Here is an 11,516-nt window from a genome sequence, read left to right on the forward strand (position 1 = left end):
CGAACTGAACCGGTCAATGGTTCCTCCAACTGCAAGGGTTAAAGGCCCGAACATTAAAGGCATTACTTAAGTGGCGTTTATAAAACCCACCAAATTAAGTCAGGTTATGGCCGGTAGGGCTCCGTTCTGTCAATTTTTATGTTTTTGAAATGTTCTAAAAATCAATAAGTTAGAATCATTCTAAATATGAGTTAACTACCCATCTTTAAAAGATAATTGGTGCTTTACTATCGTCATAGCGGCCTCCAAATGGCGCCGCTATGACATTATGCGCTATTTCGCCGCACCTTGTGGATAGGCGTTTCTACCGTGCGTCAGGAGCTGAGAACGGCGCTGAAGCCTTCAAACTGCGGAGGTCCCAGATAGAGCGGCTTGTTGTCTCCGGCATTGCGATGCGCATCGCGAAACTGTTCGGACTTCGTCCAGGCGACGAAATCATCGCGGTTGCGCCAGACCGTGTGCGAAGCATAAAGCGTGTAGCCTTCCTCTTCATTGGTAGCACCGCGGAGAAGGTGAAAACTCTCGAAACCGGGAAGTTCGGACAGTTTCGAGTCGCGGTTTTTCCATACGGTCTCGAAGTCGGCTTCGCTGCCGACGCGAACCTTGAAGCGATTCATGGCTATGAACATTGCTGATCCTTTTCCATCAGGTTTGGGATTGGCTACTTTATATAACTTTTGGCGAGTGCAGCGGTAGGGGCCGCACCCGCCGCGTCACATCTCGGGATCAGAAGGCCGCCGCGGTCAGGTTGGTCGGTCTTCGAAGATGTGACGATCATGAACGGGAGGCGAGAACGCCTCCCAAAGTTTTAGAACTGGAACTGTGTCGAGACGAGGAATGTACGTCCGCGACCAGAACCATAGGTGCTGAGGGCAGGGGTATATTCCTTGTCGGCGATGTTCAGCACCTGAAGCGAAAGATCGACCGTGTCGGTGAACTTGTATTTCGCGAAGACGTCGACCAGCGTGTAGGGATCGGTATCGTTTCCGCTGATGCTTTTGCCGCTCGAAACGTGCTGAACGCGCAGACCGCTTTCGAGCTTGCGCTCGAAGAAACGCGCACCGGCGGTAACCGTTACGACATCTTCCGGCAAATACTGGTTTGCGCCCATGCCAGCTGTCTGCTCAGGCAGTTCAGAGGTGGAATGCGTATAAGCAATGCCACCGAACGCGAAGCCCGCATCATAACGCGCGTCGAGTTCGAAGCCCTTCACTGTCGAAGTGCCGTCGACATTGATGAACTGGCTGTAGTCGGATGCAGCCGTGATGTAATCCTCAACACGCATCGTGTAGTAATTAGCCTTGAGGCGTAGTCCGTCTTCAGCAGTCAGGATGCCATCGCGAGCGATATTGACGCCGAATTCCCAGCCGCGCTGCTTTTCAGGACGAAGATTGGGATTGCCGTGCATTGGCTGCTGACCGGTATGCGCCACACCACCAAGGAATGTTTCCTGTAGGCTCGGCGAACGCATGGAATGCGCATAGGTGATGTAGGGCTGCAACCAGTCGGTCAGGTTATAGGCAACGGTGACTTTGGGGCTGAACTCGCTGTCGCTGTTCGAAATCGAGCTGTCGTCGCTTTCGAGCTTGAAATAATCATAGCGGAGACCGGTGACGACCTGCAGGGCCTGATAATTCCATGTCGCTTCCGAGAAGACCGCGCCGCGATTGGATGTGGCATCTGTCGGGTTGACGCCCGTTTTGGTGCCGCCAGCGGTGTCGCGGTTGATTTCAAAGCCGTTCTTCCACGCGACCGCCACTTCGCCGAAGGTGAAGCGCGACGTGTTCGAGGCCGTCATGCCGGTGGTTTCGGTCGAAACCTGCCGTCCTACGAAGCTACCATTGCCGTCTTCCCAGTTCTGCAATGTGCTGTTGTGGTAGAGGTTGACGTCGAGGCCGATAAGATCGTTGTCGGACGGATTGTAGTTGTACTGTGCGAAGAACGTGCGGTTCTGCAGGAACATATCGTAGATCGTATAGGTTCCCGGACGGTAGCCGTTCGCATATGTTCCGTAGTGGTTGTTGTAGAGCACGCCACCAAGCGTCAGCTTCTGGTCTTCGCCAAGGCCGAACTCAGCTTTGAACAGGCCGGAAGTCAGTTCTTCGCCGGTTTTCTCGACGGTCACGCCGTCGCCGTTCTTGTAATCGTTGGAGTCGTGACGACTGATGGCAGCAACAATCCCGATGGAATTGACGCGGGCGGCACCGGCCAGCATTTCGGAGAAGCCGGTTCCATTGCTACCCCAGGAAGCGCGGCCGAGAACACCCTTGTCCTTGCCATCCAGAATGACATCATCGACGCCGAGCGTGCGGAAATTGACGCTGCCTGCAAGGCCAGTGCCGCCTTCGGTCGTCACAGCGCCGCGCGCCACGTCGATTTCAGATAACAGGTTCGGGTCGATGTAGGCATAGCCCTGCGCATCGTGCGCGGTGTTGCGGTAGCTCTGCGGTACGCCGTCGATCATCATGTTGACGCGGCCGGAGCCTTCAAAACCACGAATATTGACCGCAACGCCGGGATTGGAAGCATTCTGCAAGGTAAACACGCCAGCGGTGCCGCGCAACACGTCGTCGAGCTTCGCGCCGCCGAAACGATTGATCTCTTCGCGGTCAACCCTGCCAACCGGTGCCGCAACGGAAGTCGGCGCCTGAGCGTCGTTCGCTCTGCGAATGGTGATCGTCTTCAACGCGACGCCAGCTTCTTCTTCAGAAGCTTTCTGTTCCTGCGCAAAGGCTTGTGACGTCAACGCCACAAGAATGACAGCAAGCCCCGTGCTCGCCAGAATTGACCGTTTGTGAACCCCACCAGTCGCCCGCATTTCCAATGTTTCCTTCATGACCCAGACGCGCTTCGCCGACCCGATGGGTGACGAAGAAATTAAAAAATTCAATTGTTTATGACTTCCCCCTCGGGAGAAGGCGCGTGCTGGCTGGGAAGAGGATTTCTTCCGGGCTTGCGCGGAAAAAGCGAGATTTAAACTTGACTCGATTATTCCAGTAATGCAGTGATTAATAAACATGACTGTTGATGTCAACAAAACAAATTTGCTGTCATCACCGTGTGGAAAGTCGATGCTGAGGCGAGAAAATGAACAGGCGAATCCATATCGACATGCAGGTGCGGTTACCACGCGGACCCGTTTCCGAACGAGCCGCAAATCGCATTCCTGAAAGCCAGCTCCGCAGCGATTCAACCGGGTCTGTCCCAGTTCAGGCGAAACCTCGCTTCGGCGAAGGCGGTCTTGAGCCGCAATTGAAAACCTATGGCAGCCGCGAACTCTTCGACGGCTCCCGGGAAGTGGGCATAGAGCACGGCGGTTCGCTCTATCGTCTCAAGATCACCCGCCAAGGCAAGCTCATCCTAAACAAGTAGGCAACCATCAGATGACGACCCATTCCAAGCCCTCCCCAGAGCAAATCCTCAAGGCACGGGCTGATAATCCGAAAATGCGCGAACGTGATTTTGCGCAGAGCCTCGGTGTATCAGAAGCCGATTTTGTAGCAGCACATTGCGGACAGGATATAGCAGCCCCCATTTCGGCGCGGCGTATTCGCGCCGATGTCGAAACGCTGTTGAATCGCATTGCTGCTGTCGGCGAAATCATGGCGCTGACGCGTAATGAGAGCGTCGTTCATGAAAAGATCGGGCCCTTTGAGAAGACGATCTGGGGCCAACATGCTTCGCTGGCGCTCGGCAAGGAAATCGACCTTCGTATTTTCCCGAAGCATTGGGTTCACGGTTTTGCCGTTGCCAAGCAGGATGGCGAAGCAACGCGTCGCAGCCTGCAATTTTTCGATGCCACGGGCGAGGCGGTTTTCAAGATTCATCTGCGCCCAGCTTCGAACGTTGAAGCCTATGAGGCTCTTGTCGCCGATTTGCTGCTGGACGATCAGTCGCCAGCTGTTGAGACCAGCGCGCTTGCAACAAAGGGACCGAAGGCAGACGTATCGCTTCTCGATATCGACGCATTCCGCGAACGCTGGGGCGCACTCACCGATGTACACCAGTTCGTTGGCCTGTTGAAGGATTTCGGTGTGGACCGCCATCAGGCCGTGCATCTTGCCGGTCATGATTTTGCCTGGCGTGTCGATACGTCCTCGGTCGAGGCCATGATGAACCATGCGGTGCAGGAAAAGCTGCCCATCATGTGCTTTGTCGGAAGCCGTGGCTGCATCCAGATTCACACTGGCCCAATCCATGAAATCAAGATGATGGGCCCGTGGCTGAACGTGCTGGACCCGACGTTCCATATGCATCTGCGCATCGATCACATCGCTGACGTCTGGGTTGTGCGCAAGCCGACGAAGGACGGGCATGTGACGTCGCTGGAGGCCTATGATGCCAATGGCGAACTGATTGTTCAGTTCTTTGGTGAGCGTCATGAAGGCGAAGCCGAACTGGCCGACTGGCGCATGATCGCGGAAAATCTTCCGCGTTTGCCACAGTCTTCCGCTGCATAAGGTGACGGCAATGTCGTTCATTTCCTTGCGCTTCAGGCGCGGAGCTGCTCTGGCTGCCATCGCTTTGTCGCTGGCAGCTGGTGGTGCTGCACGCGCAGAAGCCGTCGACCATTTCGGCGATACGTCGCGCATCGTTTCCGTCGGCGGCTCGCTGACGGAAATCGTCTACGCTCTTGGCGCAGAAAAGATGCTCGCCGCGCGCGACCAGACAAGCGCCTATCCCGACGCGGTAAAGAAGCTGCCGGATATCGGATATATGCGTCAGCTTGCACCAGAAGGTGTGCTCTCGGTCAATCCGACCGGCATTCTGCTCCTTGAAGGCAGCGGCCCACAGGATACGCTCGATGTTTTGAAGAAAGCGTCTGTGCCAATGATCGTTGTGCCGGAAACCTATACCGGCGAAAGCGTCGTCAAGAAAATCGAGATCGTGGGCGAGGCTCTCGGTCTGGAAGAGAAGGCCAGGGCGCTTGCGAGCGAAGTCTCACGCGATATCGAAGCGGCTGAGAAGGCCGCAGCTGGCCACAGTTTGCGCAAGCGTGTACTTTTCGTTCTGTCGGCGCCCGGCGGGCGCATGATGGTTTCGGGCACAGGCACTGCGGCCGATGGCATGATTGAGCTTGCCGGTGGTGAAAACGTCATCACCGAATTTCACGGATATAAGCAGCTAACCGACGAAGCCGTCGAGAAGGCCGCGCCCGATATGATCCTGATGATGGATACGGGAGCGGACGGAATGACGCCGGAATCGCTGTTGAAGAATCCCATTATCGCTGCAACACCGGCAGGGCGTAACAAGAATGTCGTTTCGATGGAAGCGTCGTATCTGTTGGGATTTGGGCCTCGAACTGGTTCTGCCATTCGGGACCTGTCAGCAAAACTCTATGGCGCCTCTGCAGCGCAATAACATAATCAGACTTGCGGGATTGAAGAGCACGCAAGTCTGATTGTAAGGATTATTCGAAATGACCAGCCAAGGTCGCGTAGCGCGCGAACAGCGCTTTGCAGCGCGTCAATCAGAAAATGAAGTCACCACCTCAGAAGGTGACATCACGGGAGACCGCGCTGCACGTGCACGGTTCACCATCATATTGCTCGCCGTTGCTTTATGCATCGCGGCTTTGTTCAGCCTGACAGCAGGCGCTTCGGATGCGTCCGTGCTTTCGGTTCTGCGCGCTCTGACCTCCTCCGGCGCAGCCGAAGGCGCGGATGCATTCCGTCGCGATCACCTGATCATCATGGAGATTCGCCTGCCGCGTATCGTCATGGGTATGCTGATAGGGGCGGGGTTGGCGGTTTCCGGTGCCGTGATGCAGGGCCTTTTCCGCAATCCGCTGGCCGATCCGGGTCTCGTCGGGGTGTCTGCCGGGGCAGGACTTGGCGCGGTATCGATGATTGTTCTGGGCGGCACTTTTCTTGCTCCCGTTATTGCGATCCTTGGCGTCTATGCCTTGCCTCTGGCTGCATTTCTGGGCGGGCTTGCCAGTACCTTGCTGCTCTATCGTGTCGCGACGCGTCGGGGCCGCACGTCTGTTGCAACCATGCTGCTCGCAGGTATTGCACTTGGCGCCCTGGCGGGCGCTGCAACCGGCGCGCTCATCTATCTGGCTGATGATCGACAGTTGCGCGACCTGACATTCTGGGGGCTTGGTTCGCTTGCAGGTTCCACTTGGGCCAAGATTGGCGCTGCGGGACCAATCATCGCCATCATTCTGGTGGTTTCACCTTTGCTTGCGCGTGGTCTCAACGCACTGGCGTTGGGCGAGGCTGCAGCCGGTCATCTCGGCATTCAGGTGCAACGCATCAAAAACATCGCTATCGTTACCGTAGCGGCAGCTACCGGCGCGACTGTCGCCGTTGCTGGCGGGATCGGCTTTGTCGGCATTGTGGTGCCGCATATGCTGCGCCTCAGCATTGGTCCGGACCATCGCTATCTCCTGCCAGCGTCAGCGCTGCTCGGCGCTACGCTTCTGCTTCTGGCGGATGCGGTAAGTCGGACGATTGTGGCCCCGGCAGAATTGCCGATTGGCATCATCACCGCACTTTTTGGCGCGCCGTTCTTCCTCTGGATATTGCTGCGCCAGCGCGGCCTGCTCGATCTGTGAGGTTATCATGATTGAAACAAAGGCATTGGGCGTAAGCCTGTCAGGCAAGACCATCATTAGCGACATTGCCTTCTCCGCTAATCCGGGCGAGGTGACCGCAATCGTCGGGCCGAACGGTTCAGGCAAAACTACGCTGTTGCGTGCGCTTGCCGGTGACGTCGCTTACACGGGAACAGCCTATCTGGACGGTCGCTCCTTCGCTGAAATCAAGCCGTGGCAGATGGCGGCGCGGCGGGCGGTACTTCCACAGGCAAGCGCCTTGTCGTTTCCCTTCACGGTCCGCGAGATCGTGAAGATCGGGCTCACCGGCGGCTATAGTGGCGTTTCTCGCGAAGAAGAAAAGCGCTTGCCCGATCTCGCTTTGCAAAGGGTTGATCTCGCTGGCTTCGGCGGTCGGCTTTATCAGGAACTTTCCGGCGGAGAACAGCAGCGCGTGCAGCTTGCCCGTGTTCTTTGTCAGGTCTGGAAACCGGTTGTGGATGGTGAGGCGCGCTATCTTTTTCTGGATGAGCCGATTTCAAGTCTCGATATACGTCACCAGATTGTGGTGATGGAGATTGCAAGAGATTTCGCGGCAGCGGGCGGCGGGGTGATTGCTATCCTGCATGATCTCAACCTGACTGCCATGTTCGCCGACCGTATTGCGGTCATGAACAGAGGCAAGCTTGATGTGATGGGCACACCGCGCGAAGCACTGACCGACGAGCGGCTCGAACGTGTTTATGAATGCACGTTGCGGGTGGGTGTCCCGCCGGAAAAGGGGGTGCCTTTTGTATTGCCCCAGTCTGCCTATCGCGCAGCCGCAGAATAAAAAAGGTCCGGCGTAAAGCCGGACCTTTTCATTTCAAACTTCGCGCTGAATTATCAGCTCGCTACGCGCTCTTCTTCCATTTCATCGAGACCAAGCAGGTGTCGCACGTTCGGGCGCGCCTTGACGAGGTCTGCGATGCTGTACTTCATCAGCACGGCGAAGAATGCATTGAGTGCCTCGCGCAGCGCTGAATTGAGTGCGCAACTGTCGACCAGTGGGCATTCGGTGGCATCGTTCTCGAAGCACTCCGCCATGGCGAAGTTTTCTTCGGTCACACGCACAACATCGAACAGCGAAATGTCCTGTGCTGCACGTCCGAGGCGTACGCCGCCATTGCGGCCACGCACAGTTTCCACCAGCCCATGTTCAACGAGCGGCTGAAGAATCTTGAACAAAAACAGCTCAGAAACGCCGTAGGCGCGTGCGATTTCCGGAATGCGGCTGAGCTTGCCGTCATTGGCAGCACAATACATGAGCATACGAACGGCATAATTCGTCTGGCGGGTAAGACGCATCACTGTTCCTTTCAACACGTCTCGGAACAACTGCAACCTCGATGCCGAGGACGCGATGCTCCAATCCTTGAGTTCGCAATTCCAAACCGAAAGCGGTTTATCCCTGTTTCGGAACTGCTCCAAAATTCTGGTCTTGTCGCATTTGCGATCCGGAAAGGTTCAAGGCTCGATCGGATCATGCGCTAAAGCGGATATCTGTTTCTTAACCCACTTTAGAATCATTCTTAAAATATATGAAGTCTTTTCTCACCTTTAAAGGGGAAAAGTTGTTACCGGTATCAAATAACCGCGAGTTCCTCCCAGACCCGCTGCAAAAGCCCATTCTGACCTACTGGCAAACGTCTATCCATTCGGCGCTGACCAGCTCAGCCATTTTGTGCGGAGCGATGCGCACGGCACTGTTGGTCGCTCCGGCAGCGGGCACGACTTCCTCGAAATTCTTCAGCGATACATCGCAGTAAACGGGCAGGGCGCTCGGCAGGCCGAACGGACATACGCCTCCGACCGGATGGCTGGTTTCGGCAAGAACGGTCTCGGCATCAAGCATACGAGGCTTGGTTCCGAACTGATCCTTGAACTTGCGATTATCGATACGCGCATCGCCACGGGTGACAATAAGAATGGTCTGGTTTTTGGCGGAAAAAGAAAGCGTCTTGGCGATCTGTCCCGGTTCCACGCCATGTGCTTCGGCGGCGAGAACAACGGTGGCGGTGCTCGTCGGCAGTTCAATCACTGCGATTTCAGGCGCTTTGGCCGCAAAAAAAGCCTTAACGGAATCCAGACTCATAGCTTCCCTTTTTCTTATTTTGATTATTAAACTCAAGTTTAAGCCGCAATATGGCAAAGGACAAGCCCGGTCGCTTCCTTGCGGCGTTTTGGCATTGAGTTTCTAACAGATCGAAGTCTCGATCTGCAACAATGCGCCAGGACCGAGAATGGGAAGCAGGTGAGGGGAGTTTGTCTCATAACACGGCTGCCATTGGCCCCGTGTTATGAGGGGCTTTGCGCTTTGCTTCAAAGATCGACAGGGCGGCCGGATGCTTCCTCTTCCAAGGTTACTGCAATATCTGCATTAGCCGACAATCTCACCTTGTCACCCTCGACGTCGGCAACAAAGCCGAGTTCGATATAGTGATGATGGTCGCTGTGCATACCGGAATTATCGGTTTTCTTCAGCTTGATGCGGTTATCTTCGATGTGATCGACCGTGCCGACATGTACGCCATCGGCGCCGATGACTTCCATATTCTCCTGGATTTTGTGCTGCATGGGGAATCCTCCGTGTTGAATGATGCCGGAACGGCAATCTGCAATTGAGGCTGCGTGAGAGAAGTTAGCGCGTTTTCAGAAACTGACCATGGTGGCCACACTGAAAGTTGTATTCCTGAAGGCTGGATCGAACTCTTTTGATCGTGATCGGATGCTGGTTTCGTTCCGTGTTGTTCAGAATGCTGGCAAATGAAACAGTGCACGTTGACGCCGCAAGAAAAGCTGCTAAGAAGTCACTCGCTAAGCAATTGGGCGCAAATCGATAGCTTGCTGTGATTTGCTGTTTTTCCAGACTTGTGAAAAGCATAGATAAAACAATTGCCTGGAGGGGTGGCCGAGCGGTTTAAGGCACCGGTCTTGAAAACCGGCGTGCAGGAGACTGTACCGTGGGTTCGAATCCCACCCCCTCCGCCATTTACCTTTATAAACCATTGAAATCATTGATTAAATGAAGCGCGGGCGAAGTTGCCCCGCACATTTACCCACAAAACCAAATCCGCATCCATACCGCAAATATGCGTCGGCTGGCGAGTCGAGTGCCGCCAGTTGCCCGGGGGAGTCTTTTCCTCCGCTTCTAACGTTATGACTCCCAACGCCATCGCCGCATTATGACTCATTAAGACGTTTGACAAGCGAGTAAGGATAGGTCAACGTAAATCAAATAGAAAGTATAGATGGTTATGGCTCCGCCATTCAACTGTCTTAATGAGGTTTTAGGTATGGTTCTACGCTTGATGCGTTAAGCCATATCACCCTCAATCATCGATGAAATCTTTGAGTTCAACGTAAGTTAGAGTCTCCTTTGCTCGGGTTTGGATCACCTAGCGCAGGTTTAGTTCCGCAATAAACAAAGTATGGTCTTTTAATATTTTTATTAGTTTAATTACTTTAGAATAGTATTCTTTTTACAATAGTAAATAGGAATATATTGTCAATTTCGCATGGGTTTCGCTGGGGAAGTCTGGAGATGTGCTTTTGACAATCGGAACGTTTCAACATTTACTATGCATTATCGGATCGCACCGAAAGAATAGTGCAAGTAAATGCGGAGACGCCAACATGAAAACTTTTATTCGACTACCTGACGTGCGCCGCGCCACCGGCCTTTCCACATCCACCATTTACGAGGGGATGCGGGATGGCTGGTTCCCAAAGCCCGTCCGGCTCGGCCCCCGCGCTGTTGGCTGGGACGAGGATGTGATTGCGGCATGGCAGGAGAATTGCATCGAACGAAGCGGCGCGGCGAGCGCATAACTTTAGGAGGCGAAAGCCATGAACCACATTTCAGACGACAAGATCGAAAGCGCTCGGCTGGAGGCCAAGCTCGGAAGTTTTCGATCCGGCCCCGGCATTTCAGCGACTGATCACCTGAACGGCCAGACGGTGCCGGAATACGACAAGTCCTCGGACACGGTGGCGCTGGGCATCAGCGATTGCGCCGCAATGCATAACCGAGAGATGGAACGGGCGAAGGCACGAGAAGCGGTGCGGGCCTCGGTCTTTGCTGCTTTCCCCGAAGCTCCAGCGGAGCTTCAGTCCATTATGTACAACCATTCAAAAGTTGAGGCGTGGCTCGCCGCGCTGGCTGAAAAGGAGCAAGCCCGATGAAATCCGAAGACTTCTATCATGCCGCCAGCGCGCGCCTCTTCACCCGCCAGCAACTCGACCAGATTGCGTACCGCTATCAGCAGTCGGCGGCGCTTTACCCAGAAGAGCACGAGCGCGTTGCCCGGTACATTCAGGACCATAAGCTGGTCGGACACCGCGAAGTGCTGGAGCACTATCTGCGTTCTAATCTGCCGATGAGCGACCACGCCCTGAACGTCATCAACGCGTTTGCCGACTCCACCGCCACTGGTGCTTATGACCGAGGGGCGGAGCGCGGTGCGCCGACGCATGGGCTGGAGACCTATGGCGGCGTTGAATCGGCAGCAAGCCGTCTGTTTAGCAGCACGGTGAAACCGGAGGAACGGTGATGGCACGGACTCCGTTCGGGGCGCTGCTGGAGGAAGCCGAGGCTGCGTTCATTGCCGGGGATGATGCGGGCTGGCGGGACGCCATGCGGGTGGCGCACCGGGCCGTGGCGAAGGTTCGGGCCTCGTCCGATCCGGTCAAGCAGTTCATGGCAGGACTTCGAGGGCTGCGGGAGTTGCGGGACTGGCATCGGCGGGCGGGTCGGGAAGTGTTGGCGCGGGATGCGGAGCGAGCGGTGGAGGTGCTGGAGGACTTGGCCGCGAAGCTGGTGGCTAGGTCGATGAATTGAGGCGCGGGCATGGCCCCCGCGACGGGGACTGGCGGGAGGTATCTAATGTCTCGTTCCGCCAGTCCTCTTTTTCCAAAGGTAGCGAGGTGAACGGTG

14 protein-coding genes and 1 tRNA gene are annotated in these 11,516 nt (G+C 55.5%); 10 read left to right on the plus strand and 5 right to left on the minus strand.

Annotated features, from left to right (window positions below; translation table 11 throughout):
- Window positions 1-314 precede the first annotated feature (314 nt).
- Both hmuQ and ABDF71_RS14530 read right to left on the minus strand, forming a co-directional pair.
- The gene (hmuQ, locus tag ABDF71_RS14525) at window positions 315-629 is read right to left on the minus strand and encodes a heme-degrading protein HmuQ (protein WP_029927389.1); all 315 of its coding nucleotides are present in this window, start codon (window positions 627-629) and stop codon (window positions 315-317) included.
- A gap of 179 nt (window positions 630-808) precedes the next feature.
- Window positions 809-2,890, minus strand: a complete 2,082-nt coding sequence (locus ABDF71_RS14530; RefSeq protein ID WP_235784332.1) for a TonB-dependent receptor domain-containing protein — start codon at window positions 2,888-2,890, stop codon at window positions 809-811.
- Between the two features lie 272 nt (window positions 2,891-3,162).
- On the opposite strand from ABDF71_RS14530, the gene hemP reads away from it, so the two are divergent.
- The 5 genes from hemP to ABDF71_RS14555 are packed head-to-tail and all read left to right on the plus strand — an operon-like array spanning window position 3,163 to window position 7,373.
- On the plus strand, window positions 3,163-3,372 hold the full coding sequence (hemP, locus tag ABDF71_RS14535) for a hemin uptake protein HemP (protein WP_373418745.1): 210 nt from the start codon (window positions 3,163-3,165) through the stop codon (window positions 3,370-3,372).
- Between the two features lie 11 nt (window positions 3,373-3,383).
- The gene (locus ABDF71_RS14540; RefSeq protein WP_012093009.1) at window positions 3,384-4,460 is read left to right on the plus strand and encodes a hemin-degrading factor; all 1,077 of its coding nucleotides are present in this window, start codon (window positions 3,384-3,386) and stop codon (window positions 4,458-4,460) included.
- Window positions 4,461-4,470: 10 nt separating this feature from the next.
- A complete protein-coding gene (locus ABDF71_RS14545) occupies window positions 4,471-5,364 on the plus strand; it encodes a heme/hemin ABC transporter substrate-binding protein (protein ID WP_036586254.1) in 894 nt (297 codons plus the stop codon).
- A 58-nt stretch (window positions 5,365-5,422) separates the two neighbouring features.
- On the plus strand, window positions 5,423-6,562 hold the full coding sequence (locus tag ABDF71_RS14550; RefSeq protein WP_010658817.1) for a FecCD family ABC transporter permease: 1,140 nt from the start codon (window positions 5,423-5,425) through the stop codon (window positions 6,560-6,562).
- A gap of 7 nt (window positions 6,563-6,569) precedes the next feature.
- The gene (locus ABDF71_RS14555) at window positions 6,570-7,373 is read left to right on the plus strand and encodes a heme ABC transporter ATP-binding protein (protein WP_010658816.1); all 804 of its coding nucleotides are present in this window, start codon (window positions 6,570-6,572) and stop codon (window positions 7,371-7,373) included.
- A 53-nt stretch (window positions 7,374-7,426) separates the two neighbouring features.
- Here the strand turns inward: ABDF71_RS14555 and rirA are convergent, their stop codons facing one another.
- From rirA to ABDF71_RS14570, 3 genes are all read right to left on the minus strand, one after another.
- Window positions 7,427-7,888: an iron-responsive transcriptional regulator RirA gene (gene rirA, locus ABDF71_RS14560; RefSeq protein ID WP_010658815.1), complete on the minus strand. Its 462-nt coding sequence runs from the start codon at window positions 7,886-7,888 to the stop codon at window positions 7,427-7,429.
- 328 nt (window positions 7,889-8,216) lie between these two features.
- Window positions 8,217-8,675, minus strand: a complete 459-nt coding sequence (locus ABDF71_RS14565; protein ID WP_036586256.1) for a YbaK/EbsC family protein — start codon at window positions 8,673-8,675, stop codon at window positions 8,217-8,219.
- A 227-nt stretch (window positions 8,676-8,902) separates the two neighbouring features.
- Window positions 8,903-9,157, minus strand: coding sequence for a DUF2171 domain-containing protein (locus ABDF71_RS14570; RefSeq protein ID WP_029927397.1), 255 nt, complete (start codon window positions 9,155-9,157; stop codon window positions 8,903-8,905).
- A gap of 324 nt (window positions 9,158-9,481) precedes the next feature.
- Here ABDF71_RS14570 and ABDF71_RS14575 point away from each other — a divergent pair.
- From ABDF71_RS14575 to ABDF71_RS14595, 5 genes are all read left to right on the plus strand, one after another.
- Window positions 9,482-9,571: transfer RNA gene (locus ABDF71_RS14575), tRNA-Ser, on the plus strand.
- Between the two features lie 645 nt (window positions 9,572-10,216).
- The gene (locus ABDF71_RS14580) at window positions 10,217-10,411 is read left to right on the plus strand and encodes a helix-turn-helix transcriptional regulator (RefSeq protein ID WP_121994584.1); all 195 of its coding nucleotides are present in this window, start codon (window positions 10,217-10,219) and stop codon (window positions 10,409-10,411) included.
- Window positions 10,412-10,429: 18 nt separating this feature from the next.
- Complete coding sequence (locus tag ABDF71_RS14585; RefSeq protein ID WP_258124337.1) at window positions 10,430-10,765, plus strand: hypothetical protein; 336 nt, start codon at window positions 10,430-10,432, stop codon at window positions 10,763-10,765.
- On the plus strand, window positions 10,762-11,133 hold the full coding sequence (locus tag ABDF71_RS14590; protein ID WP_122241819.1) for a hypothetical protein: 372 nt from the start codon (window positions 10,762-10,764) through the stop codon (window positions 11,131-11,133). Before ABDF71_RS14585 ends, ABDF71_RS14590 begins: the two co-directional genes overlap by 4 nt.
- On the plus strand, window positions 11,133-11,420 hold the full coding sequence (locus ABDF71_RS14595; protein WP_258124338.1) for a hypothetical protein: 288 nt from the start codon (window positions 11,133-11,135) through the stop codon (window positions 11,418-11,420). Before ABDF71_RS14590 ends, ABDF71_RS14595 begins: the two co-directional genes overlap by 1 nt.
- The last annotated feature ends 96 nt before the right edge of the window (window positions 11,421-11,516 follow it).

It is taken from the genome of Ochrobactrum sp. WV_118_8 (assembly GCF_039631535.1).
Taxonomy (GTDB): Bacteria; Pseudomonadota; Alphaproteobacteria; order Rhizobiales; family Rhizobiaceae; genus Brucella; species Brucella anthropi.